This is a genomic window from Lederbergia lenta NBRC 16444 (assembly GCF_001591545.1).
Lineage (GTDB): Bacteria > Bacillota > Bacilli > Bacillales > Bacillaceae_C > Lederbergia > Lederbergia lenta.
Map to the genome: position 1 here is coordinate 112,455 of NZ_BCVC01000004.1, position 25,460 is coordinate 137,914.

General features: G+C 37.1%; 21 protein-coding genes. 15 read left to right on the forward strand and 6 right to left on the reverse strand.

Going from position 1 to position 25,460, the window contains the following annotated elements; all coding sequences use genetic code 11:
• A complete protein-coding gene (locus tag BLE01S_RS14585) occupies window positions 1-840 on the reverse strand; it encodes an alpha/beta fold hydrolase (protein WP_066143743.1) in 840 nt (279 codons plus the stop codon).
• Between the two features lie 488 nt (window positions 841-1,328).
• On the opposite strand from BLE01S_RS14585, the gene BLE01S_RS14590 reads away from it, so the two are divergent.
• The 11 genes from BLE01S_RS14590 (at window position 1,329) to recQ (ending at window position 16,686) form a co-directional block, all read left to right on the forward strand.
• Window positions 1,329-2,243, forward strand: coding sequence for an ABC transporter permease (locus tag BLE01S_RS14590; RefSeq protein ID WP_066144137.1), 915 nt, complete (start codon window positions 1,329-1,331; stop codon window positions 2,241-2,243).
• Between the two features lie 96 nt (window positions 2,244-2,339).
• Window positions 2,340-3,206 (forward strand): carbohydrate ABC transporter permease, encoded by an 867-nt coding sequence (locus BLE01S_RS14595; RefSeq protein WP_066143746.1) that lies wholly within the window; start codon window positions 2,340-2,342, stop codon window positions 3,204-3,206.
• 20 nt (window positions 3,207-3,226) lie between these two features.
• Complete coding sequence (locus tag BLE01S_RS14600; protein WP_066144141.1) at window positions 3,227-4,783, forward strand: extracellular solute-binding protein; 1,557 nt, start codon at window positions 3,227-3,229, stop codon at window positions 4,781-4,783.
• Window positions 4,784-4,840: 57 nt separating this feature from the next.
• A complete protein-coding gene (locus BLE01S_RS14605) occupies window positions 4,841-6,160 on the forward strand; it encodes a Gfo/Idh/MocA family protein (protein ID WP_082788753.1) in 1,320 nt (439 codons plus the stop codon).
• A 267-nt stretch (window positions 6,161-6,427) separates the two neighbouring features.
• Complete coding sequence (locus tag BLE01S_RS14610) at window positions 6,428-8,203, forward strand: sensor histidine kinase (protein ID WP_066143750.1); 1,776 nt, start codon at window positions 6,428-6,430, stop codon at window positions 8,201-8,203.
• Window positions 8,204-8,243: 40 nt separating this feature from the next.
• Window positions 8,244-8,996, forward strand: a complete 753-nt coding sequence (locus BLE01S_RS14615) for a response regulator transcription factor (protein ID WP_066143753.1) — start codon at window positions 8,244-8,246, stop codon at window positions 8,994-8,996.
• Between the two features lie 156 nt (window positions 8,997-9,152).
• Entirely contained in the window at window positions 9,153-10,256 is a 1,104-nt protein-coding gene (locus BLE01S_RS14620) for a PRK06851 family protein (protein ID WP_066143756.1), read from the forward strand.
• A 171-nt stretch (window positions 10,257-10,427) separates the two neighbouring features.
• The gene (locus BLE01S_RS14625) at window positions 10,428-11,426 is read left to right on the forward strand and encodes a LacI family DNA-binding transcriptional regulator (RefSeq protein ID WP_326255471.1); all 999 of its coding nucleotides are present in this window, start codon (window positions 10,428-10,430) and stop codon (window positions 11,424-11,426) included.
• A 96-nt stretch (window positions 11,427-11,522) separates the two neighbouring features.
• A complete protein-coding gene (locus BLE01S_RS14630) occupies window positions 11,523-12,929 on the forward strand; it encodes a sucrose-specific PTS transporter subunit IIBC (RefSeq protein ID WP_066143761.1) in 1,407 nt (468 codons plus the stop codon).
• Window positions 12,930-12,958: 29 nt separating this feature from the next.
• On the forward strand, window positions 12,959-14,404 hold the full coding sequence (locus BLE01S_RS14635) for a glycoside hydrolase family 32 protein (protein ID WP_066143763.1): 1,446 nt from the start codon (window positions 12,959-12,961) through the stop codon (window positions 14,402-14,404).
• A 146-nt stretch (window positions 14,405-14,550) separates the two neighbouring features.
• Entirely contained in the window at window positions 14,551-16,686 is a 2,136-nt protein-coding gene (gene recQ / locus BLE01S_RS14640) for a DNA helicase RecQ (protein ID WP_066143766.1), read from the forward strand.
• 437 nt (window positions 16,687-17,123) lie between these two features.
• Here the strand turns inward: recQ and BLE01S_RS14645 are convergent, their stop codons facing one another.
• Entirely contained in the window at window positions 17,124-18,644 is a 1,521-nt protein-coding gene (locus tag BLE01S_RS14645; RefSeq protein WP_066143769.1) for a BCCT family transporter, read from the reverse strand.
• A 237-nt stretch (window positions 18,645-18,881) separates the two neighbouring features.
• Here BLE01S_RS14645 and BLE01S_RS14650 point away from each other — a divergent pair, with 237 nt between their 5' ends.
• Window positions 18,882-19,745 (forward strand): Cof-type HAD-IIB family hydrolase, encoded by an 864-nt coding sequence (locus tag BLE01S_RS14650; RefSeq protein ID WP_066143771.1) that lies wholly within the window; start codon window positions 18,882-18,884, stop codon window positions 19,743-19,745.
• A gap of 76 nt (window positions 19,746-19,821) precedes the next feature.
• Here BLE01S_RS14650 and sspL read toward each other — a convergent pair whose 3' ends face one another.
• Window positions 19,822-19,980 carry a small, acid-soluble spore protein L gene (gene sspL / locus BLE01S_RS14655; protein ID WP_066143774.1) on the reverse strand — a complete coding sequence of 53 codons (159 nt, stop codon included), beginning with the start codon at window positions 19,978-19,980 and terminating at the stop codon, window positions 19,822-19,824.
• A gap of 378 nt (window positions 19,981-20,358) precedes the next feature.
• Here sspL and BLE01S_RS14660 point away from each other — a divergent pair, with 378 nt between their 5' ends.
• The 3 genes from BLE01S_RS14660 (at window position 20,359) to BLE01S_RS14670 (ending at window position 23,131) form a co-directional block, all read left to right on the forward strand.
• Window positions 20,359-20,973, forward strand: a complete 615-nt coding sequence (locus BLE01S_RS14660) for a sugar O-acetyltransferase (RefSeq protein ID WP_066143777.1) — start codon at window positions 20,359-20,361, stop codon at window positions 20,971-20,973.
• Between the two features lie 303 nt (window positions 20,974-21,276).
• Window positions 21,277-22,308: a LacI family DNA-binding transcriptional regulator gene (locus BLE01S_RS14665; RefSeq protein WP_066143779.1), complete on the forward strand. Its 1,032-nt coding sequence runs from the start codon at window positions 21,277-21,279 to the stop codon at window positions 22,306-22,308.
• A gap of 73 nt (window positions 22,309-22,381) precedes the next feature.
• Window positions 22,382-23,131, forward strand: coding sequence for a sugar phosphate isomerase/epimerase family protein (locus tag BLE01S_RS14670; RefSeq protein ID WP_066143782.1), 750 nt, complete (start codon window positions 22,382-22,384; stop codon window positions 23,129-23,131).
• Window positions 23,132-23,321: 190 nt separating this feature from the next.
• On the opposite strand, the gene bshB2 is transcribed toward BLE01S_RS14670, so the two are convergent.
• The 3 genes from bshB2 to pdxK all read right to left on the reverse strand — a co-directional run bounded on the left by bshB2 (window position 23,322) and on the right by pdxK (window position 25,402).
• A complete protein-coding gene (gene bshB2 / locus BLE01S_RS14675; protein ID WP_066143784.1) occupies window positions 23,322-24,005 on the reverse strand; it encodes a bacillithiol biosynthesis deacetylase BshB2 in 684 nt (227 codons plus the stop codon).
• 19 nt (window positions 24,006-24,024) lie between these two features.
• A complete protein-coding gene (locus BLE01S_RS14680; RefSeq protein ID WP_066143787.1) occupies window positions 24,025-24,372 on the reverse strand; it encodes a YojF family protein in 348 nt (115 codons plus the stop codon).
• Between the two features lie 208 nt (window positions 24,373-24,580).
• Window positions 24,581-25,402, reverse strand: a complete 822-nt coding sequence (gene pdxK / locus BLE01S_RS14685) for a pyridoxine/pyridoxal/pyridoxamine kinase (RefSeq protein ID WP_066143790.1) — start codon at window positions 25,400-25,402, stop codon at window positions 24,581-24,583.
• Between the last annotated feature and the right edge of the window lie 58 nt (window positions 25,403-25,460).

A 25,460-nucleotide genomic window follows, 5' to 3' on the forward strand; every position in this document is an offset into this window, starting at 1 on the left:
TTACTTTCCCCATAAAAACTCAGCTATCAACTGATCCACGCGCTTATGTTCATGCAATCCGAAATGGGTTGCTTTGGGATCCTTAAGGATTATTCCTTTAAATTGGTCATGTTTGACGATATTTCCATTAGCCAAGGCACTTTCTTGGGAAACGAGGCCATCTCCAGTTGAGGGATCTGTGATGACTCCAACAATAGATAGTACGGGTAAATTCCTAGGAAAAAAATCCTTATTCGTTCTTAGTAAATTTAAAGCGGAAGAACCAACCTTTAAATCCTCTAATGCGGCCCCATAATTACGATCAAAGTAATTTTCTTGATCAATTCCTTTGAAAGGACTTCCGATTGTTACTAATTTTAATGCCTTAGGATATGCTTCATGGCCATTTGTTGTTTCTAGATAACTGGTTAAAGTAAGTCCGCCCATAGAATGTCCTACAAAATTAATTTCTTGAACATTATAACGATCCTTTAATATTTTCATAACTGATTGCAACCACTTTGTTTGGTCGCTTATACGTGCACGATTATTTTCGAAGATCACTTGGATAAAAGGATTGTCTGTATTCTCAGGTAAAATACCTTTTAAAGAAATACGGCCATTTTTGCTTACTCGACATACAAGTGCTTTTTCCCCCCACTGTTGATCTTCCATTCGTGATAGCATAGTGGAAAAAGAGCGCTCACTGCCTTTATAACCGTGGAGAAAAAGAGTAGGGACAATAGGAGACTGTTCGGCGGCAAGTTTTTTTTCATCCATCATTCTGGGACGAAAAAAGACAAGCCCTATAATTAAGAAGATGATAAAGAATAGGCCGATACCTCGGTGTTTATTGTTCATTTCTAACCCCCTGCATTCATCTACTATATTTTAGCATAATTTGGGATAAGCAGGGAAGAAAATCATGATCTTTAAAATCTGAAAAATTATGTTTTGAAAATAATAATAAATAGCTTCGGAAAAGTTAGGATCAACTACAACCCAATTCTCTAACCTGAAAAAGTGATGATGGCCTGTATTTAGATTGCAACAGCTTGAAATATGCTTGCCACGGCCAGTACATCTACTTTCGCGGCCTGTATCCTTCCCGTGACGGCCAGTAAATAGATCTAGCGCCAGTAAATGTAGTAAATGTGATGTTAGACATGTTGACATCCTCCGCATGTCACTTTCAAATTATTGTTTATAGCAAAAAAGCACAATATTAAGAAAGAATAACCATGTTTTTGGAAGACTTTAAAATATATAATAATTTTAACTTAATGGGAAAGGGGATGAAGAATATTATAGATTCTAAAGAACTCCATTTAAAGAATGTAAACGTCGAAATGAAAGCGTTTTATAAAAAGAAGAACTATTTTATGAAACATTGGCCTCTTTATTCTATGATCTTACCAGGTGTGTTATATTTTGTTATTTTTAAATATATACCGCTGGCTGGTAGTATCATAGCTTTTCAGGATTACAATGTATTTAAAGGTATAACGGGAAGTGCGTTTGTTGGATTTAAACACTTTCTAACTTTGTTTACATACCCGGAATTTACCCAAGTCTTCGGTAACACATTATTGATCAGTTTGTATAAGCTTGTTTTGGGATTTCCAGCACCAATTATACTAGCGTTGTTATTAAATGAAGTAAGAAAAATGGCGTTTAAAAGAACAGTTCAAACAGTTCTTTACTTACCCCACTTTTTATCATGGGTAATTGTCGGAGGTTTAGTAATTAATCTTCTATCTCCGAGTACAGGGATTATTAATGAAATTATTAGAGTATTTGGTGGGAAAGAAATATTCTTTATGCAGGAGCCAAGCTATTTCCGTTCGATTGTTGTTGGATCAGGAATTTGGAAGGATGTAGGTTGGAATACAATTATTTATATGGCAGCATTGGCAGGTATAAATCCACAATTATATGAAGCGGCAGAGGTAGATGGCGCAGGGAAATTACGTCAAGTATGGAATATTACATTGCCTTCTATGCTACCTACCATTATGATTCTTTTATTATTACAAATTGGAAATATATTAGATTTAGGATTTGAGCAAATTTATATGTTGCTAAATCCTCTAGTGAGAGAGACGGGGGAAGTTATTGACACTTATATTTACCGTGTTGGTTTAGTCGGAGGACAATTTAGCTATACCACAGCAATTGGAATATTTAAATCAGTTATTGGTTTAGTTTTAATAGTAGGTGCGAATCAATTGAGTAAAAAAACGACAGGAAGTTCCATTTATTAAGGCCTTGAATAGTACTTTTTTTAGAAAAATTAACAAAGTCCTTCTTTAGTAGTAAATATCAGTATTAACATATCTATACGAAGGGGGAGTTTCTCGATGAAAGAATCGATGTCACGCACAGTATTTACTCGATTTAACTATTTGTTTTTATCACTAATGGGATTGATTATGCTTCTGCCATTTTTACATATACTGGCTGGATCATTTAGCAGCGGAAATGCGATTATGCAAGGAAAGGTGACCATTTTTCCCATAGAATTTACTCTATTAAACTTTAAGGCAGTATTGAATGATGCCGCAATATGGAGATCTTTTGGGATCAGTATTTTTGTGACAGTCTTTGGAACCGCTATCAATCTCCTGTTAACATCACTAATGGCGTATGGTCTTGCAAAAACGGATTTAAAGGGACGTTCCTTTTTAATTCTTTTGGTATTATTTACAATGATTTTTCAGGCACCAATGATACCTTCATATCTGGTCGTAAAGGACTTAGGAATGCTAAATACCCTTTGGTCCATCATGATTCCCAATGCCATTAGTGCATTTAACCTTATCATTATGATGTCCTTCTTCCAGAGAATCCCTAAGGATTTATTAGAAGCGGCTAGGATAGATGGATGTGGAGAATATCGAACATGGTGGAAGATTGCACTACCTATGTCATTGCCTGCAATGACAACTGTTGGACTGTTTTATGCAGTAGGGCATTGGAATGGTTATTTCAATTCATTGATGTTTATTCGCGACTCTAGCTTATTCCCGCTTCAAGTGAAATTACGGAAACTCTTGGTAGAAAGTGATGCGGAAGCGATGATGCAAAGTGCAGAACTTACTTTATCATCGATTGAAGGAATTAAAATGGCAGCAATTATGGTTGCGACGATACCAATTTTAGTGATCTATCCGTTTATCCAAAAGTATTTTACGCAAGGAGCTATGCTCGGATCTATTAAAGAATAATTGAGAGAATGGGTGATGATATGTCTAAGGTAAGCTGGAAAAGCTTTTGGTTTAGGAGCGTAGCGTTATTAATTATACTTTCATTAGTAGGTTGTAGTTCAAGTGCGGGTAAAGATAGTGCTGTATCGGGATCGAATGGGGATTTGGCGGAAGTTAGCATTCTCATGGCGGATAGAGGTATCCAAGCAGTAGAGGGTTCTCCAAATATAAATAATGATAAATATGTCAAGGAACTAGGAAAACTAACTGAGACAAAACTAGATATTGAATTACTTTCATGGGCTGAATACGAACAAGGCCTAACTCTAGCATTTGCTGGAGGGGATTACCCGGATTTAATGGAGATTAATGGTATAAACTCCCCTCAAGTTGCACCAGCAATCGATGCGGGCGCATTTATACCATTAAATGATCTTATAGAAGAACATGCACCAAATTTAAAAGAATACATTACACAGGAACAATGGGATAGTTCACTTGTTAGTAAGGAAGGAGAAATTTTTGCTATACCATCTACACGTTCTGTTCAAAACTGGGCTGTTGTAATGGTTCGTAAAGATTGGATGGATAAATTATCTATAGAAACGCCAACGACGATTGAAGAGTACACTGAAATGTTCCGACGTTTTCAAAAAGAGGATCCCAACGGTAATGGACAAAATGATGAAATTCCTTGGTCCGCACGCGAAAATTTCAGGTATGGTGAAGCAATATTTGGTGCGTATGACGTCCTTCCAAACGATTGGAAATATATAAATGGCAAATTAGTTCCAAACTTTATCCGCCCTGAAATGAAAGATGCATTAGCGGTTTATAAGGATCTATATGAAGAGAAGTTACTTGATAATGAGTTTCTAGTTCAACAAGGAAAAGATTGGGATGCGAAGATTAAAGGGAAAGGGAATGTAGGAATGTTCATTCATGATCCGACATATCCAGACAAGTGGCTAACAGAGATTCAAAGTAATTTTCCCGATGCTGAGCTTGCAGTTATTCCTGCACCAGTAGGTCCTGATGGCAAAGGAGGCCATACGATTTCCTCACCGGTAAATCAAATGGTTTGGGCTATTCCTACTACAAATAAGGATCCCGTGACTGCAATCAAATTCTTAGATAAATTTTTATCTGAAGAAGTTCAAACATTCTTAACTTATGGACTGGAAGGAGATAATTATACGATGGATGATGGGAAAATAAATTATAATTACCCATCAGATCAAGACAGTATTCAAAATGAAACGTTATATCAAAACTTTTTAAGATTTATTGGACCCTCACATTTAGATAATGAAGAGTTTTTGTCGAATAGACCTCACGGTGACTTAATAAAACAAGCCATAGAGGTAGCTAACAATGAAGGGCGTGAAAATGATGCTCTTGACATGCCCAACCCTCCAACCATTTTAGAACGTCCGGAATTGCAAAAGGATGGATTGTGGGTGGAATTCGCGGCTAGGGTTTTAACAGGTAAGGAACCGATAGAAAACTTCGATAAATTCGTTGAGGACTGGAAAAAGCGTGGTGGAGATCAGGTGATTGATGAAGCGACGGAATGGTATGAAATGGCTAAGAAATAAAAATAAATCCCCAGTATAGCTCTGGGGATTTATTTGAAACAGAGAGGAAAGGTTGTTATGTCAAAAACAGCTGAAATGAATGTTAAAGTGATTAAAAATCGGACAGGTCCTGTAAAGACAGTGATTGTTGGAGCTGGAAATAGAACGAATGTATATTCAACGTATGCGATTGAAAACCCGGCAGAACTGCAAATTGTTGGAATCGTGGAACCTGATCACTTGAGACGGATTAAAGCCGCAGAAAGATTTAATGTACCAGAAGAGCAATGCTTTGATTCCATTGAAGCATTTGTGTTAAAACCAAAATTTGCAGATGCTGTGATTAATGGAACGATGGATGAAGTTCATGTTCAAACAACGATACCAGTACTAAAAGCAGGTTATGATGTATTACTAGAGAAACCAATTGGTACTGCGAAAAATGAAATTTTAGAATTAAATGAAGTTGCTGCGCAGTATAATCGTAAAGTCATGATATGCCATGTTTTACGCTATGCCCCATTTTATAAAGAGATAAAGAGAAGAGTAATAGACGGAGCTATAGGAGATATTATCAATATTCAAACAGCGGAGAATGTAGGATACGATCATATGGGAGTGTCGTTTGTTAGAGGCAAATGGAATAATAAAGAAACCTGTAAATCCTCCATGTTACTTGCAAAATGCTGTCACGACTTAGATATTGTTACATGGTTAATGAGCGGGACCAAACCAAAAAGGGTTTCTAGTTTCGGTAGTTTAATGCATTTCCGTCCTGAAAAGGCTCCGGCAGGGGCGGGGAGCCGTTGTTTAGTTGATTGCAAAATTGAAAATGAATGTCCATTCTCAGCCAAAAAGAACTACATAGATCAAGGTAAATGGGGGTGGTACGCTTGGAGAAGTCTTCAACATTTAGGACCTGACCCAACATTGGAACAAAAAATAGAATCGTTAAGAACAGATAACCCGTATGGTCGATGTGTGTGGCATAGTGATAATGATGTAGTTGATCACCAGTCTGTAGCGATTGAATTTGAAAATGGTACGACTGCAACACATAATTTGATGGGTGGTAGCGCTAAGGCTTGTAGGAATATCCACATTATTGGGGAGAAAGGGGAAATTCAGGGGTGTATGGAGGACGGGTATTTTATTGTCCGATACCCTGATGCACGTAAAGGTCACGAATATAAAGAAGAGCGAATAGATATAAGTATCTCCCAAGATATGCATGGTGGGGGAGATTTACGTTTAGTGGAGGATTTTGTTAGTGTGATGAAAGGTAATGAACCATCTATATCGACTACTTCATTGGAAGATTCTATTAATGGTCACCTAATTGTTTTTGCGGCAGACCAAGCGAATGAAGAGAATAAAGTTGTTAATCTGAATGTATAACAGTTTATAAGATCAAAGATGTCACTAACTACAATCAGTGGGAATGGAAAAATTCCTGCTGATTGAGTTTTATTTCATTTAATCTACGAATCGTCTCATCCTCTTTTTCTCCTGCCATCTGTATTTTCCTTTAAGTAGCATTAGTATTTATGCAAAATGCGAAATTTTTAGATTATAATAGAAGTGATAATTAGTAGTTAGGATTAAAGAAATTAGAATGGTTTTATATAAAATTATAGGGTTATTTATGGAGGGAGAATTGTTATATTGGGCTCCTTATCAATTAAAACGAAGCTTACTTGGTTGATCATTTTAACATTATGCATTCCTTTTACTTTGTATGGCTTCTACTGGTATAACAAGTCTACAATTGCAATTGAAAATAATGCGACACAATCCAGTATTCAATATGTTCAACAATTGAATAATCATCTTGATTATTACTTTGCAGATTTAGAACGTATAACATTGCCTGTATTTACGCATCCCTTGATTCAACAGTTACTAGAAGTTGAACCAGAAGATCAATATAACCGTTTCTATCTTCATAAGAAGATAGGAAATGAGGTACTCCCAAATATACGATTGAGCAGACCGGATATTTCTGGCATTTCAATCGTTTCGGAGGATGGTCGGAAGATAACAAGCTATGGGACAACAAGTAACCATCTTTATAGTGGAAAAGACCTTAAAGATGATAATTATAAAATCATGGGGATTAGCAATCCGGAGAAGCCTGTATTAACAATTGCTAGAAAATTAATAGATACTACATCCTACCGATCTACAGGTTTATTATTAATTGATATAAATCTAAACCAATTATTGAAAATTATCAGTGAGGTACATTTGGGGGAGTCAGGGAATACTTCCATCGTTAATTCAAACGGGTTAATCCTTTATCACCACGATAAAAATAAAATAGGAAAGAACATCTCGAAAGAAGAATTAAAAAATTTCCTAAGTCAGCCCACTGGATCTTTAGTTAAAAAGGGTACTAAAAGTGAAAATATAATAACATACAGTCACTCTCCTTTAACTGATCTAATTACCATTGCTGAAGTACCTAAGAAAGAATTAATTATCGATCTTATAAATTTACGAAATACCGCAGTCGCCTCTATCCTATTCATAACGATATTTGCTTTGATTATTATCGGTTCATTCTCTATTAAAATAATAAAATCCCTTGCAAATTTGCAAACAAAAATGAAACAAGCGGAAATAGGTGATCTGACAGTAAGAATTAACGAAGGAAAACAAGACGAAATTGGCAAATTAAATAGAAGCTTCAATAAAATGGTTGAGGAGATGGAAAGATTAATTGAGGTTGTACATAAATCTGAACTTAGGGAAAAGGAAGTGTTATTAAAACAAAGGGAAGCGGTACTTCAAGCTATGCAGTTTCAAGTAAATCCCCACTTCTTATATAACACACTTGAAATAATAAATTCACACGCCATTGTTAATGGCGAAATGACCATTAGTCGCATGTCGACTGCCCTGGCAGATATTTTTAGGTATGCGGTTCAAGGGAATACTTATAGAGTTTCTTTAGATAAAGAAATTGAAAATAGTAAAAACTTTATTGAAATTCAGCAAGAAAGATATCGCTATCTAAAAGTAGAATGGTTATTCGACGAAACTCCTACTTCGAAGGTCAGTGCAATTAGGCTTATTATGCAACCTATAATTGAAAATGCATTCGAACATGGATATGAGTCAAAAAGAATTAAACCAAACTATTTAAAGATAACTGGAGAATCATGTGAACATTATTACCTTTTAGAGATAGTAGATAAAGGCGAAGGGATGACATCTTCACGCTTAAATAAATACAATTGTGCCTTTGATATAAGTGATTTAGAACAAATGAATCAAGTTAATCAAGAGATGCTATCGAACGGAATCGGTTTATGGAATGTTCATTTTCGGATTCGTTTAGCATTTGGTGCTCCATATGGTATTTATATTAAGAGATCAGATATAGCGGGAACAACCATCCAGATAAAACTTCCCTACGATAGTCCTGATCTACAATAAAAGATATTATACATAATTCTTTTAGATGGAGATGACTAATATGTTTAAGGTAGTAATTGCAGATGACGAATATATGATAAAGAAAAGCCTAGCTGTAATGATCGAAAGCTCTCCCTTTAATTTTAAAATTGTTGGTGAAGCGGATGATGGTAGTAGAGCACTGGATTTAGTTAAGGAGTTTAAAGCTGACTTATTGGTTACTGATATCCGAATGCCTGTGATGGATGGTTTGGAATTAATAGAGATGTTGCATAAAGAAAGTAAACAGACAGAAGTTATTGTCGTATCAGGTTTTGGAGAATTTGAATACGCACAAAAGGCATTGAGATTAGGAGCCATAGACTATTTATTAAAACCAGTTAAAGTAGAACTAGTACTCAAAGCACTTAAAAGAGTAAATGAAAAATTACAAACAAAAGATGACGTGAATGGAAAAATAAGAAATGCTCCAGATCCACTCACAAATCTTTCGCCTAAAATTATTCAGGCTGTTAAATTTATAAATGAAAACTTTAATAATGAAAACGTATCATTACAATTAATTTCTGATTATGTAGAACTTTCGCCTGCATATTTCAGCCGAACTTTCAAAGAAGAAACTGGATCAAGCTTTGTTCAATATCTTACAAAAATGCGTATGGAAAAGGCGAAAATATTATTAGGAAATCCTTATTTTAAATCTTATGAAGTAGCGGATGCTGTTGGTTATATTGATTACTCCCATTTTTCAAAGGCCTTTAAGAAATATAATGAAATCTCACCAAATGAGTATAGAAGAAAGGTAATACATTAAGGGAAAGCCTTGTCACGGAGCAATTTCATATACTTAAATTGGATATAACAGAAGGACTTAGGAAAAGATTGAAATATGAGAACACCCCTGAAATGTACATTGCCAAGCATAGGCGCATAAGTTAAATAGAACGATGGATTAACGAGAGGTGACGATATGGGAACAAGAATACTGCGATATTTTGCAGGCGGAAATACTACTCAAGGCTTTTATAATTTATATGATTCAAACCTTGCAGATCTTGATAGGGTCTTTATTTTATCGGGAAAATCCTCTAGAGAAAAGTCATATATAATTGAACAGCTTTTGGAAAAGTGGACGGAGGCAGGCTATACAATAGAGGTCATACACCGAGCGAACGATTACCAAAGATTAGAAGGGTTGATTATTCGCACACTTAGTTTTGCTGTTATCGATGGCGATTTACCAAGGACGATCGGAAAAGAGTATGTTGGTTCTCACTGGGAAACGATTGATATGGATCAGGCCTCGCGAACGGCAAATCTTGATAAAAGTGAGAATGAAATAAGCGAATTGATTGAAAAAATGGAAGTGGCTTTCGATAAAGCTTATCAAGCATACGCAGAAGGTCTTCGGGTCCATGATGACTGGGAACGAATATATATAAATCAAATGGATTTTGAAAAAGCGAATGAAACGATACACAAAAGTATAGCGGATCTATTCCCGGAAACAAAGACTTGCCAAAGGGAATCAGATACAAAGCATCGTTTTCTTGGAGCGGCGACCCCTGAAGGGCCAATAGATTATGTTGATAACATTACGGAGGAATTAAAAGCAAGATACTTTTTGAAGGGGCGAGCGGGCACAGGGAAATCAACGTTTTTACGCAAAATCGTTCAGGAGGCAAAATTAAGGGGATATGATATAGAAGTATACCATTGTGGATTTGATCCGGAAAGTCTTGATATGGTAGTTGTCCGTGCATTAGGTTGGGCTATATTTGATAGTACGAAACCACATGAGTATTTTCCATCTCGACCAGGTGATGAAATAATTGATATGTATGAATTGACAATAGCTCCAGGGACAGACGAAACATTCGCAACTGAAATTGCAAAAATTGAATCAGCATACCGGAAGCACATGGATGCTGGTAAGAAGTACCTTGCAGAAGCAAAAGTTTATCAAGATGAACTTGAAGAAATATACGCTGAAGTGACAAACCATTCTTATCTTGCTCAAATTTTGTCTGAGATGGACGATGAATTACAAGAGCTTGCAAGCGAGCATAAATAATTAGCCTTCTTGTTTAAACTTGAAGGTTTTTTTCTTGTTAAAAACAAAATATTGGCGTCTAACTTCGCCGTGATGTCACTAAAAAGACGTGAACGTTTTTGTTCTCGGGCTTGTAGTCTTGAAAAAGTGTATTAAAATAATATAGATAACGATGTTTAAAATTAGAAGCGGGTGAAATGTTTGATTACGATTAAAGACATCGCAGAACTTGCAAAAGTTTCACGGACAACCGTTTCCCGAGTACTGAATAATTCTGGCTATGTAAGTGAAAAGGCTAGAATAGCTGTACAGCAAGTAATAGAGGAAACTGGGTATGTACCGAGTCAGCACGCCAAAGCGATGCGCACCAAGAAAACAAAAGTAATAGGAGTTATTTTGCCGAAAATCAGTACAGATACATCTAGCCGTACTGTGAATGGGATGAATGAGATATTTGCTAATAAGGGATATCAAATTTTGTTGGCGAATACGAATTTGGATAAGGAAAAGGAAATAGAGTACTTAAAATTGCTGCAAAGTCGGCAGGTTGATGGGATCATTCTACTTGCTACGAATACAGATGGTAATCTTTTAAATGAAATAAAATCAATGAAAATTCCAGTAGTTTTAGTGGGACAAGAATTTCCCGATATTCCTTCCATTACATTTGATGATTATGGCGCTGCAAGATCGTTGACGGAGTTAATGGTGAAAAAGGGTTATAGAAATATTGCATTTATAGGGGTGGATGAAGCAGACAGGGCAGTTGGATTCTTGCGGAAAAAGGGATATCTCGATGTGATGCGAGAACATCAACTTCTTATGGAGAAATCATGGATACAGGTGGGCGACTTTTCGATCGAATCGGGTTATGAAGCGATGAAAAGAATAATGGATAGCTCTTCTGTTAGGCCTGATGCCGTATTTGCTGCTACGGACAGAATGGCATTAGGGGTATGGAAATTCATTAAGGAACAAGGGTGGAAGATACCCACTGATATTTCAGTTACAGGGATAGGTTCGTCCGAAACATCTAAGTTTATTGATCCGGCTTTAACGACAATCGAGTATCGAAATGAGATGGCTGGTATAGAAGCAGCGAAGCTTATGTTACAGCTACTTAAGTCAGAAAAACCAAATTTCAATAAATTGGTGCTTGATTTTAGACTTATTGAAAGAGATAGTTTATGATGAGGGTGAGATATTTAAACGCCTTCATTTTTATTTTTAGTTTTGTGGAATCGATTCCCTATTTTTAAAAAAATAATATAAAAGGAGAGGAAACCTATGTCAGAGAACAATAAAATTGCAAAAGAATTAGTGGAAGCGGTTGGTGGGAAAGAAAATATTGCTTCTGTTGCTCATTGTGCAACAAGACTTAGAATTATGGTAGTTGATAAGGATAAAATTGATCAACCTAAAGTAGAAAGTGTGGATAAAGTCAAAGGGGCCTTTTATAACTCAGGCCAATACCAAGTAATTTTCGGAACTGGAACTGTGAATAGAATATATGAAGAGGTTACGAAGCTTGGTTTGGAAAGTTCTACAAAGGATGAATTAAAAAAAGAAGCTGGCAAAAGTGGAAATTGGTTTCAGCGTGCAATAAGAACCTTCGGTGATGTATTTGTACCTATTATTCCAGCGCTTGTAGCAACAGGCTTGTTTATGGGGGTACGTGGACTTGTCATGCAGGAACAAATCCTTGGTTTATTCGGTTTATCGCCTGCAGATATATCTGATAACTTTCTTTTGTTTACTGAGATATTAACGGATACCGCATTTATCTTTTTACCTGCTTTAGTCGCGTGGTCCACATTTAGAGTTTTCGGTGGAAATCCAATTATTGGGCTCGTTTTAGGATTAATGCTTGTCAGTCCAGCTTTGCCGAATGCTTGGGCAGTTGCTGGCGGAGATGTGACTCCAATCATGTTTATGGGTTTTATTCCGGTAGTTGGTTATCAAGGATCCGTACTCCCAGCTTTTATTGCAGGTATAGTTGGAGCAAAGCTTGAAAAGTGGATACGCAAAAGAGTGCCTGAAGCGCTCGATTTAATTTTGACTCCATTTTTAACACTATTAATTATGAGTACACTTGCACTATTTGTCATTGGTCCAATATTTCACAGTCTTGAAGAGGTTATTTTAAATGTAACTGTTTCCGTACTATCTTGGCCACTGGGATTAAGTGGGTTACTAATTGGTGCACTGAATCAAGTTATTGTTGTCACAGGCGTACATCATGTATTTAACTTATTGGAAATTCAACTATTAGAGCGTTTCGGAAATAACCCATATAATGCGATTATTACTTGCTCTGTAGCTGCACAAGGAGGAGCAGCACTTGCTGTTGGCTTGAAAACGAAGTCAAAAAAATTAAAAGCTCTTGCACTGCCTTCCTCATTCTCAGCATTTCTTGGAATCACAGAACCTGCTATTTTCGGTGTCAACTTACGTTACATGAAACCATTTATTATGGGGTTAATTGGCGGAGGAGCCGGGGGATTTCTTGCATCCATCTTCGGATTAAAAGCATCTGGAATGGCGATCACAGTTATTCCAGGGACCTTATTATTTTTAAATGGTCAAATCCTTCTGTATATACTTGTTAATCTAGTTGCAATAGCCGTTGCTTTTGTGTTGACATGGATGTTCGGCTATTCGGATAAACAACTGGAGCAAACGAATGAAGCTTAAATTTAAAATGTTAAAAGGGAGATTTAGCAATGACTAAGATTAATAATCTTGTTGAAGATGCATATCGGAGGGTAGAGCAAGAACAGCAAAAGGTAGCATCAGATATGTACAGACTTCAATTTCATCTCATGCCTCTGGTTGGCTTGTTGAATGATCCTAACGGTTTCATTCAAATAGATGAAGTTTATCATGTCTTCTATCAGTGGAATCCATTTGAAACAGCTCATGGAGCAAAGTTTTGGGGACATTTTACCTCAACGGATTTGGTAAATTGGACTACGGAACCAATTGCGCTCGCTCCAGATCAGTGGTATGACAAGAATGGATGTTACTCGGGAAGTGCAATAGAACATGATGGGAAAATGTATCTCTTTTATACCGGAAATGTAAAAGAAGATAATGGTGAACGATCCACATATCAATGTATGGCAGTGTCTGAGGATGGCATTTCATTTGAAAAAAAAGGCCCAGTTATCCATTTACCTAAAGGGTATACAGCTCATTTTCGTGATCCGAAAGTATGGAAATCAGGGAATGAATGGCTGATGGTACTCGGCGCACAAAATCTCAAACATGAGGGTGAAGCGGTACTTTATCGGTCAGATAATTTATTTGAGTGGGAGTTTCTTGGTCCAGCAGCTGGTAGTCAGATGAATGAGCTGGAGGAATTTGGATATATGTGGGAATGTCCAGATCTGTTTCAGCTAGATGGTCATGATGTGCTCATTGTATCACCTCAGGGGCTTGAACCGGAAGGTGATCACTTCCATAATTTGTATCAATCTGGATATTTTATTGGTAAGCTTGATCCGCAAACGAAAAGGCTTCAACATGGAACATTTACAGAGCTTGATCGCGGATTTGACTTTTACGCACCTCAAACAACGTTGGATAGTGAAGGCAGAAGATTGCTTATTGCCTGGATGGGTATTACGGATGAAATGGAAAAATATCAACCAACTATTGAACACAATTGGATTCATGCATTGACGATTCCTAGAGAGTTAAAGATTGTGAACAATAAAATATATCAAAAGCCAGCCACAGAGTTAAAGGCCTTACGTAAAAATGAAGTGAGATACAAAGCGGTTTGCTTAGAAGCTGGAATAGTAAAGAATTTTTCAGACATACAAGGTGATTCATTGGAAATGCAACTTGATTTTAATGATTCTATCGCAGGTATTTTTGAAATGGAGATCAGAGACAATATAAAAATAAGCTATCATAGTACAGAGCAATTATTTACATTAGAGCGGAAAAATTTTAAAGATGGGAAGAAAGAATTTCGCCGATGTGCCTTGGAGAAACTACACAAATTGCATATTTTTCTAGATACATCCTCTATTGAAATATTTTTAAACGACGGGGAGGAAGTATGTACAGCGAGATTTTTTGCTAAAGAAAATGACAAATGTATTACTTTCTATAGTGATCAAATAGAGACATTTGATCTCAGTAAGTGGGAGCTAAAATGAAATAAGATGCTAGATTGATTCACTATGATGAATCAGTCTAGCATTTTTTTATGAATGATAGCTGTTGCTTATGGCAGTATTTTTATCCGCTTTTCTTCTCTCTTCTTTGCTATAATAGGTATATCTAAGATCAGGAGGTTTGTCCATTGCTAACAAAGGCAAGAGGCCTGCTGCACACTCATTTCGGTTACGACCAGTTTCGAAAAGGGCAGGAAGATATTATTCAAAAAATCATGGATGGCAAAGATACACTTGGTATCATGCCAACTGGCGGAGGGAAATCAGTTTGTTATCAGGTTCCCGCGATGTTGCTACGTGGTGTAACGATTGTTATATCTCCATTAATATCATTAATGAAAGACCAAGTGGATGCTTTGGAGAAAACAGGTATCCCATCAACATATATTAATAGCGCGATTACAGGTGAAGAAATGCAACAACGACTTGCTGATATTTACAATGGTGAATATAAGCTTGTTTATATTGCACCAGAACGACTGGAAACCCCATCATTCTTGCGTCTTCTTGAAGGCATTCACGTATCCCTCATCGCAATCGATGAAGCACATTGTATTTCGCAATGGGGTCACGATTTTAGACCAAGCTATTTAAATATCAAACAATTAATTAGTAGAATTCAGCCAAGGCCAACCGTTTTGGCATTGACTGCGACAGCGACACCACATGTGAGTGATGACATTTGTGAGCTTCTGCATATTGAAGAACAAAATACAGTTATTACTGGGTTTGCACGAGAAAATCTGCATTTTCAAGTTGTAAAAGGTCAAGATAGAGACAGTTATATGCTTGATTACCTTGAAAAAAATAAAGGGCAAGCGGGGATAATCTATGCAGCAACGAGAAAAGAAGTAGATCGTATTCATCACTTTTTAGAAGCTAGAGGATTCGCGGCAGGTAAATATCATGCAGGAATATCAGAGAAAGAGCGTAATGTGTATCAAGAAAGATTTTTATATGATAATACGACGATCATGGTCGCAACTAATGCTTTTGGTATGGGTATTAATAAATCAAATGTGCGCTTTGTTATTCACTATCATATCCCTCGCAATATGGAAGCTTATTATCAAGAAGCTGGAAGAGCAGGACGTGATGGGGAGGAGAGTGCATGTATATTACTATTTTCTCCTCAGGACACCCATATTCAATCATTCTTAATTGAGCAATCAGATATGGACGAAGGCCGTAAAGAAAATGAATATGCTAAGTTGAGGCAAATGGTTGCATATGGTCATACAGAATCATGTTTACAGCAATATATTCTCCACTATTTTGGTGAGGAAAATGCGCCGGAATGTGGGAAATGTGGAAGTTGTACAGATGAACGTGAGCAAGTAGATGCGACAGTTGAAGCGCAAATGGTTCTATCTTGCATTCGGCGTATGAACGAACGATTTGGAAAAACAATGATTACAAAAGTACTGACCGGTTCTGGGGATAAAAAAATCAAAGGGTTTCGACTGGACCAGTTATCAACATATGGAATTATGAAAGATAAGACACAAAAAGATGTGAATGAATTTATTGATTTTTTAACAGCAGAGGGGTATTTAAAGCCAACTGATGGCGCTTATCCTGTCTTAATGCTGACGGAAAAATCGGGAAATGTTCTCCGCGGAAACGAACCGGTTTTGCGTAAAGAGAAAGTTCATATTGCTCAAATCGTGGAAGACAACGCGTTATTTGAAAAATTACGATCGCTTAGGAAAGAAATTGCTGAGACTGAAAAGGTTCCTCCATACATTATCTTCTCTGATGTGACATTACGGGAAATGAGTGCATTTTTACCGAGGAATGCGCAAGAGCTTCTGCAAATTAAGGGAGTAGGGGAGCGGAAGTTGGAAGCGTATGGTGAATCTTTCCTTGGGGTAATCAATGACTATTGCGATGAGAATGGTTTGGAAAAAAGCGAAACACTGAATCAAATAGGAAGTGGAGAAAAGCGGGTAAGCTCAAATAAAGATAATGGTAAAGAACCAAGTCATCACACTACCTATCAAATGTTACAAACAGGATTAACGGTTTCTGAAATAGCAGCAGAGCGAGACATGGCTGAGCGTACGATTGAAGGGCATCTAATTAAATGCTCAGACGAGGGAAAAGAGATAGACTGGGGGGCATTTATCCCCACAGAATATGAATCATTAATTGCTGAGGCCGTGACTGAAGCAGAAACGGATAGATTAACACCTATCAAAGAACTCTTGCCTAATGAGATTAGCTTTTTCATGATCAGAGCATTTTTGCAAAAACAAGAATAAAAAACGAAGAAGGTGAATCTAAGATCCTTAATTGACGATCTTTTGATTCACCTTTTTCTATTGCATATTTTTTGTGCCCCCCAGTAAATACTTCATCACGGCAAATAAAAGTTGTTCAACGGCTTGTATTTCACACCTGATGGCTAGTAAGTGCAAATATCTACCTATGTAATCCCGCACCTTTAGCTGATTCATTTTAACCTGTAAGAACACGACGGCCAGTAAATACGCTAGGACGGCTTGTAAATATCGTACAGCGGCCTGTAATTCTCACGCGACGGCCAGTAAACATCCGGTGACGGCTTGTAAAACGTCCTGCACAGCCAGTAAGCAGTCAAAATCATCTCGCAAATTCCATTGAAAATCCCCTGATGATAGAGGGTGCAGAAAAAACCAGAAAGAATTGATTTCTCCCTGGCTTTCTCTGTATTCAATAGTCACTTTTTTCTGCTAGTTAATCGATATTCCTTTTTTATTCCACTTATGATAGAAATGGACATCAGAACTAAAATAACGGTAAATGGTAATGCTGCAACAAGTGATGCAGTTTGCAATCCTTCTAATCCGCTAGCAATTGTTAGAACAGCTGCAATTGCTGCAATCAAAATTCCCCAAATGACACGAACAATAATAGGTGGAGTTGACATACCGTTTGTTGTCATACTTCCGAGAATATAAGAAGCTGAATCTGCAGAAGTAACTAAGAAAGTAAAGATTAAAATGATCGCCATAATAGATAATGGATAACTAAGTGGCAATTGGTTAAATGTAGAAAACAATGCAGATGTGACATCCTTATTTACATCCAAAGCAATATTTGTTCCTTTAAATAAATCCATATGTAATGCTGTACCACCGAAAACAGCGATCCATAATAATGAAATGAGTGGCGGGATAATTAAGACACCCATGACGAATTCACGAATGGTTCTTCCGCGTGAAACCCTGCCGATAAAGGCTCCAACGAAAGGAGACCATGCGATCGTCCAAGCCCAATAGAAAATGGTCCATTCGCGTACCCATGTATCTCCTGTATAAGGGGATAGGCGCAAACTATACTCAATAAAATGCGTAACATAATCGCCAAGTCCTTGGGTAAATGTATTAAGAATAAAGACTGTTGGCCCAGTAATAAACACGTATAGCATCACGATAAAAATTAAAGCAAGATTAAAATTACTAAGCCATTTTATCCCTTTATCAAGCCCAGTAATGGAAGATAGAAGATAACATACTAGCATAACTGCGACGATGCCAAGATGGGTAACAATATTGTTATTAAAACCAAATACATTTGTTAGACCACCATTGATTTGCATGATCCCAAGTCCTAATGAGGTAGCAACACCAACTACGGTTGCGATAACTGCTAATGTATCAATCACTTTTTTTATCGTATTTTTACTGCGACGTTTTTGTATAAGTGGCTTTATAGTAGTGGAAATTAATCCATCTTCATTTTTACGAAATTGAAAAAAACCAACAGCTAATCCGACCACTGCAAAGATTGCCCATTGGCTCATACCCCAATGAAAGAAAGAATAACCCATAGCTGTTCGAGCAGCTTGACGAGTGAGATCATCTGTCCCTTGAAATGGACTTGTAAAGAAATGGCTCATTGGCTCAGCAACTCCCCAAAACACGAGGCCGATGCCAAGTCCACATGACATTAACATGCCAATCCATGTAAAGAATGGATAATCAGGTTTAGACCCATCTGGTCCCAACTTAATTCTGCCAAATTTGCTGAGTGCTAGAAATATTAGTAATAATACAAAAAATAATACGGCTAATAAATAAAACCAGCCAAACGCGTATGTAGTAAAATCAAAAGCAGCAGAAGCACCCTTCTCAAATTTACTCGGCCAGATTGCTCCAAATAGTACAACGATCGTAATAAAAACAGTTGAAACCCAAAATACTGAATTGTTATAAACGGCCTTACTTCCTTTACCCATGTGAACCCCTTCCAACAAACCTCTTCTATATTTTTAGTATGAGTACTATTAAAGCACACCTGTCTATGAACCGAAAGCGATGGCTAGACCCATTTCCATATCTGGTTATTAATACCCATATTAATTATATGTAAACATTGTAATTAGATACGTTTCATTGCAATGGAGCGTTTTTTCAGTTAGACTTATGAAGAATATGATGGGCGTTTACCCCGAAGTAGAAGGAGCTAAAACAAATTGATTAAATGTATTGCATCAGATATGGACGGGACGCTGTTAAATGCGAACCAAGAAATTAGTGAAGTAACAATTGAGGCAATTAAGGCTGCTCAGGAAAAAGGAATCGATTTCCTAGTAGCAACAGGTAGAGCATATAATGAGGTCCGTTATGTATTGGATAAAGCAGGGTTAGAATGCCCAGCGATTTGTGTGAATGGTGGAGAAATTCGTGATCAAAAGGGGAATGTGAGCTTTTCCGTTGGTTTAGATGGTTCAACATCAGCAAAAATCACGAAAGTCTTTGAAGAGATCAATATGTACTTTGAATTATATACCCAAGATGGGACATATACTACGGACCGTGAAAAAGGGATCCAAGCTATTGTGGATATTTATCATACTGCAAATCCTTCTCAAGATGTGGAGGAAATTCGTTCATCAGCAAATGAGCGCTTTGAACAAAGGCTAATTCATGTTATTGATGACTATGCTCCTATTTTTGAAAAGGCAGACTGCCATGTTTATAAATTTCTTGCTTTTTCAATGGATGAAGATTTATTGATTGAAGTAAGCGAACGCTTAAAATCAATCGATGGGATTGAGGTAACTTCTTCTGGACGTAATAACCTTGAAATCATGCATTACGAAGCTAAAAAGGGTAATGCACTTAAAAGGTATACAGAAGAACAAGGCATTTCCCTCGCTGATACAATGGCCCTAGGGGATAATTATAATGACATGTCGATGTTAAAAATTGCTGGTCACTCTGTTGCAATGGGCAATGCAGAGCAAGAAGTGAAAGATGTAGCTAAATATGTTACTGCTATCAATGATGAAGATGGTGTTGCTCAGGCAATTTTAAGAGCACTTGAAGGAAAATAAATAAACAACAGCAAATAAGCCGTCTCGGAAAGAGAGCGGCTTATTTGCTGTTTATAAATTTGTATAAAATGAATGATTATTTAGTGTTTTTCTTTTTAGCAGCATTTTCGAGTTTGCTTTTTGGCTCTTCAGCGAATTCAGTATCACCGTAACCTTGAGGAGTTACACTCGTTGCCTTCTTACCTTTATTGCTAGAAGATTCTTTCCCTCTGAAGTTTTTTTTGCTTTTACCCATTTAAAATTCACCTCCCACGAATCATGTTTAGATCAAATTAGTATTGCCAAAAGGATGAAATGCACTCATTTAAAAGGAAATATGGCATATGAAAATTAAAATCGACCATAGGGGCATAAATAATGTTTTGATATAACCTAATTAGTGAAAAAGGGTTAAATTCTACCCTTTGGTTCCAAAGGAATAAAGAGAAAGGTTTGCTGACGTCGTATATCGATAATGAACGGGAGAAAGTGTTTCATGAAATGAATGGAGAGTTGGTATTAGAATATATATTTCTGTACCTACGGTTTTTAGATGAAATATTATATTAATTAGCAAATTTAGTATAATGTAAATATGATGCAATAATAATCTCAAGAAAAGGGGGGGAAGAATATGGAACTTAAAGAAATTACAGAAAGAATGAATAATCAAAAGCTCTATTATTGCAACAACGAATCTTTAATGACAGAGCAGATGGGATATCTAGAAATGCTGTATGATTTTAATAGTACCCGTCCAAGCCAACAGGCTGAAAGAAATCGAATGCTAAAGAAGATGTTTGCTAAAATAGGAGAAAATTGTTACATCGAGCCACCTTTGCATGCCAATTGGGGAGGGAGAAATGTGCATTTTGGCAATGATGTGTATGCTAATTTCAATTTGACCTTGGTTGACGATTGCGATATTTTTGTTGGTGACAATGTTTTGTTTGGGCCAAATGTTACGGTTTCAGCTGGGACTCATCCTGTACACCCAAAGTTAAGGAGCAAACAGGCACAGTACAATGTTCCGATTCATATAGGAAATAATGTCTGGATAGGAGCAAACTCTGTCATACTCCCAGGTGTACATATTGGAGAAAATACAGTTATTGGTGCTGGCAGTGTGGTGACGAAGAATATACCTGCCAATGTCGTGGCAGTTGGCAGTCCATGCAGGGTAATTAGGGAAATTAATGACAAGGATATGAAATATTATTATAAAGACTTGGAAATAGATATAGAATAAGGACATAGAGGGAATTAAATAAGATACATACTATAGCTAGGGAGGCTTGAAAGTCTTTCTTTGCAACGAAAATAAAAATAGAAGAGGCAGTCTCATAAAAGTCATTATTTATATCATATGGGACTGCCTCTTTTATACGAATCTAGTTCATGAAAGATTAACCGCTTTTTCTCTGGAAAGCTATTAAGTCTGTAACCTGTGATACGACTTGTTTTCATACAAGTTAGTAATTTAGTTGTTAAAAACAGGGTTGACAGTAAATAGATGTAATGGTATTCTTCCAGTAATAAAAACGTTTTTATTATGGGGAAGGAGATCATAATTAATCATAAAGTTACGATAAAAGATGTAGCGAAGGAAGCGGGTGTTTCAATTTCGACCGTTTCTAATGCATTAAATGGTGTGGATGTGCTTCACCCAGATACGAAGGAACATATACTTAACGTAGCAAAACGAATGAATTATATCCCGAATATAAACGGGAGAAACCTGAAGTCGAACCGTACAAAGGTACTTGGTCTTTTTATTACCACTATGACAGGTCCATATTATGGTACACTCACAGATGCTATCTATAAGCAGTGTGAAAAGAATGGATATGAACTGAATATCTTCATTACTAAGAACGATCAAAATGCGCTTAGTAATATTTTAGGTAGAAGAGTAGATGGTGCCATTATTTCCAATGAATTTATTTCTGAAACACATGAAGATTTATTGGGAAAGGCAAATATTCCAATTGTCTTTTTAGATAGGGAAAAAACAGGCAAAGTAATGTCCAGTGTTGTTTTTAATTCGTATAAGGGTGGACAAGTTGTCGCAGAATATCTCATCCAACTTGGCCATGAAAAACTTGGTTATATAAAAGGTTTTGGTCATATATACGATGATATAGAAAGGTTTCGAGGATTTCAGGATACATTAAAGGATGCTGGTCTAGCATTCTCAACAGATCACCTTCTATATGGAGATTTTGAAGAGGAAGCAAGTTACGATGCTGTAAAAGCTTTTATTAATAGTGGTAAGGATTTACCGGATGCTTTTTTTGCTGGGAATGATTCAAGTGCAATAGGATGCATGAAAGCCTTACAATCTGAAGGTCTTTCGATACCAGAAGATATTAGTGTAATTGGCTTTGATGATATTGAGATTAGCGAATACTATAATCCGCCTATCACTACGGTAAACAATCCCATCTCAGAGCAAGGAATCCTGGCTGTAGATAGATTAATAAACTTGATACAAAATAATGGGGTAGGACAACTTGATAGATTGGAAGGTAATCTCGTTGTTAGAAATTCCTGTACAGCAAAAAAGAATGAAACTTCGTTATGAAAGCGCTATTCGTTAGAAGCGAAAATGAGATAATTTGAGTTGAAATAATACATTATAGAGAAGAGGAAGAAAAATGAGAACGATTCCAGTAGCAGTACAAATGTTTACTTTACGTGAAGAAAGTGAGAAAGATTTTGCAGGCACATTGAAAAAAGTTGCAGAGCTTGGCTATGATGGGGTGGAATTTGCAGGTTATGGCGGCTTACCTGTAACAGAAGTAAGGGCATTATTAGATGAACTTGGTCTTAAGGCTGCATCCAGTCATGTTCCGTTGGATGATTTGAAAAATGACTTAGCACGAGTGATTGAGGACCAAAAAGTATTAGGTAGCCAATATATCGTTTGCCCATATTTACTACCAGATCAACGAAGCGAAGAAGATTATCAAGCACTTATTCCATTTTTAGAAAAAGCAGGTGAAACATGTCGTACTGAAGGCATCACACTTTGCTATCACAACCATGATTTTGAATTAGAACGTCTATCTGATGGCAGAACGGCTTTAGAGTCTATCTTTGATGATACGAGTGCAAATAATGTGCAAGTGGAACCAGATGTTTACTGGTTGACAAAAGCTGGAGAAAACCCAGTGGAATGGATTAAACGTTATCAAGATCGTACACCGCTTATTCATTTAAAAGATATGACAGTAGATGAAGAGCAATTTTTCGCAGAACTGGGTACTGGCGGCGTTGATATTGAAGCAGTACTTGAAGCAGGAAAAGAAATCGGAGTATCCTGGTTTGTAGTTGAACAAGATGCAACACGTCGCACACCTTTTGAGAGCATTGAAATTAGCATAAACTATTTGAATAGCCTATAAGAAAAGCGGAAGGCGCTCACTTAGGGCGACGAGCATAAGACTAGCTGATGAGAAGGTGTTCTGGCAAACTTATGACCCGAGCCCTAGCGCCTGTAATTAGACATAAATTAGAAAAGGACCAAAGCAAACGAGTTAACTTGGCTGCTTTGGTCTTTTCTGGTGAGTAAAAGATTATTTTCTCAGATCAGCTTTATAAGACTTTATCTTTTTCCCAATCATAAGTCCAAAAACGCTCTTTGTGCCAACGGGCAATTAAATCCGGACTATTTTTAGTTAATTGTTCTTCTAACTCGACAAGCATCCAGGCAGTTTGAGAGATATGGGCTTTCAATGTATCTAGCTTCTGTTCCCAAGTAGCACTCACGTCATAGACAATGTCTGCTGGCCCAATCTCCGCTTCATGATTGTTTGAAAATGCCACGCAATGTAATTTTGGTCTGCTTTCTTTTGGCAATCTCCGAACGGCGCGGACAACTGCTCTAGCGGTTGCTTCATGATCAGGATGAACAGAATATCCTGGATAGAATGTGATAATAAGCGATGGATCCAGCTCTTCTATCAAACCAAATACCATATTTGCAAGTTCTTCATCATTTTCAAATTCAAGTGTTTTGTCTCGATAACCCATCATGCGTAAGTCTGTAAGCCCCATTGCTTTAGCGGCCGCTTCAAGCTCGGCTTTTCTAATTTTAGGTAGCGACTCTCTCGTAGCAAAGGGAGGATTACCAAGGTTTCTACCCATTTCACCAAGTGTCAGGCAAGCATATGTAACTGGCACTCCTTGTTGTATATAAGCGGCAATCGTGCCTGATACCCCAAAAGCCTCATCATCAGGGTGGGGAAACACGACTAACACGCGGCGCTCTTTTTCCATTGGTATCAGCTCCTTTTAATTATTCAAACGGTGTTTTACTTATTTCAAGAGCAACTGCTAGTTTTCCATCATTTCCGTGACCTGCTAGCAGTAATCTTCCTAAATGATCCACTTCAAAATGTGTAAGTCCTTCCGCGTAAATCCAGCCAATTTGTAGCTTCAATCCTACGCGATACGGACCGTTCCCAATAATCTTTCCGTGCTCATAACAAACTTCAGCATTACGAATATATGCACCAGCTGAAAAAAAAGATTCGTCTTGATGAGAAGCATAAGCACCATTTGTTGTTTCCAAATGGATATACACATTTTCACCCGCAAATTGATTGATTATATGTTGAACTTTTTCTATATTGATAACTTCCATCATAAAGACCTCCTTCTTATTGGAGCAATATTTTTATTCTACTAAAAATATGGGGGGAATACGAAAAATAAGTTTTCCCGAGGGTGAATAATTGCTAAAAATGAGGAGGAAGAGAATAAAAGATGGAGGCTTGGTTAGATGGACAAAGTGAAATACATATTAGAAAAAAATAATCCAGCCACCAAAGACTGGATTACTTTTATGAAAATTAGTCTCTTGCACTTCCGATAAATTGAGTATAAGCGCCATGCATAACTGGTCCCACATATTGATTCATCTTCCAGCCATGTTCAATAGCAGCCGTAACGAATTCTTTAGCGGCAGCAACTGCGTCTATTACTGATTTGCCTTTAGCAAGGTTCGCTGTTATAGCCGCAGCAAATGTGCAACCTGCACCATGATTATATGTTGTATCAAGTTTTGCCTTTTTCATAAGTGTGAAATCTTTCCCATCATAGAAAAGATCAACTGCTTTATCATGCTCAATGCCGACTCCGCCCTTAATAACAACGTTTTTCGCACCAAGATCATGAATTTTTGTAGCAGCTTCTTTCATATCATCAATCGTTTTAATTGGACCTGTTTTAGCAAGCTGCCATGCTTCAAAAAGGTTTGGCGTGACGATTGTAGCGCGAGGAATAAGTAATTCTCGCATTGCCTCTGTATTTTCTGGTTGTAGTACTTCATCTTCACCTTTACAAACCATAACAGGATCAATTACGATGTTATTTAGATTATGCTCGTCCATTTTTCTTGCACCAAGTTCAATGATATCTACTGAACCAAGCATGCCTGTTTTCATTGCATCAATGCCAACGGAAAGAATTGTATTTAATTGCTTTTCTACTGTACTAACCTCAATTGGAAATACACCGTGATTCCAGCCATTCTCTGGGTCCATCGTAACGATCGACGTTAATGCTGTCATTCCGTAGACTCCATTTTCCTGAAAGGTTTTCAAATCTGCTTGTATACCTGCGCCGCCACTTGAATCAGAACCAGCTAGCGTTAATGTTTTTTTCATTGTCATTCATCTTTCCTCCTAGCTTGCACTTTGATGTTTATTTTAGAATATAACAATTTATTGA

Coding starts and splice junctions, on each gene's coding strand:
- BLE01S_RS14615 (WP_066143753.1), top strand. CDS start 8,244: ATGTTTAAGGTAGTAATTGCAGATGACGAATATATGATAAAGAAAAGC.
- BLE01S_RS14660 (WP_066143777.1), top strand. CDS start 20,359: ATGGAACTTAAAGAAATTACAGAAAGAATGAATAATCAAAAGCTCTAT.
- BLE01S_RS14620 (WP_066143756.1), top strand. CDS start 9,153: ATGGGAACAAGAATACTGCGATATTTTGCAGGCGGAAATACTACTCAA.
- BLE01S_RS14665 (WP_066143779.1), top strand. CDS start 21,277: ATGGGGAAGGAGATCATAATTAATCATAAAGTTACGATAAAAGATGTA.
- BLE01S_RS14605 (WP_082788753.1), top strand. CDS start 4,841: ATGTCAAAAACAGCTGAAATGAATGTTAAAGTGATTAAAAATCGGACA.
- BLE01S_RS14590 (WP_066144137.1), top strand. CDS start 1,329: ATGAAAGCGTTTTATAAAAAGAAGAACTATTTTATGAAACATTGGCCT.
- pdxK (WP_066143790.1), bottom strand. CDS start 25,402: ATGACAATGAAAAAAACATTAACGCTAGCTGGTTCTGATTCAAGTGGC.
- BLE01S_RS14595 (WP_066143746.1), top strand. CDS start 2,340: ATGAAAGAATCGATGTCACGCACAGTATTTACTCGATTTAACTATTTG.
- BLE01S_RS14645 (WP_066143769.1), bottom strand. CDS start 18,644: ATGGGTAAAGGAAGTAAGGCCGTTTATAACAATTCAGTATTTTGGGTT.
- sspL (WP_066143774.1), bottom strand. CDS start 19,980: ATGGGTAAAAGCAAAAAAAACTTCAGAGGGAAAGAATCTTCTAGCAAT.
- BLE01S_RS14630 (WP_066143761.1), top strand. CDS start 11,523: ATGTCAGAGAACAATAAAATTGCAAAAGAATTAGTGGAAGCGGTTGGT.
- bshB2 (WP_066143784.1), bottom strand. CDS start 24,005: ATGGAAAAAGAGCGCCGCGTGTTAGTCGTGTTTCCCCACCCTGATGAT.
- BLE01S_RS14585 (WP_066143743.1), bottom strand. CDS start 840: ATGAACAATAAACACCGAGGTATCGGCCTATTCTTTATCATCTTCTTA.
- BLE01S_RS14635 (WP_066143763.1), top strand. CDS start 12,959: ATGACTAAGATTAATAATCTTGTTGAAGATGCATATCGGAGGGTAGAG.
- BLE01S_RS14680 (WP_066143787.1), bottom strand. CDS start 24,372: ATGGAAGTTATCAATATAGAAAAAGTTCAACATATAATCAATCAATTT.
- BLE01S_RS14600 (WP_066144141.1), top strand. CDS start 3,227: ATGTCTAAGGTAAGCTGGAAAAGCTTTTGGTTTAGGAGCGTAGCGTTA.
- BLE01S_RS14670 (WP_066143782.1), top strand. CDS start 22,382: ATGAGAACGATTCCAGTAGCAGTACAAATGTTTACTTTACGTGAAGAA.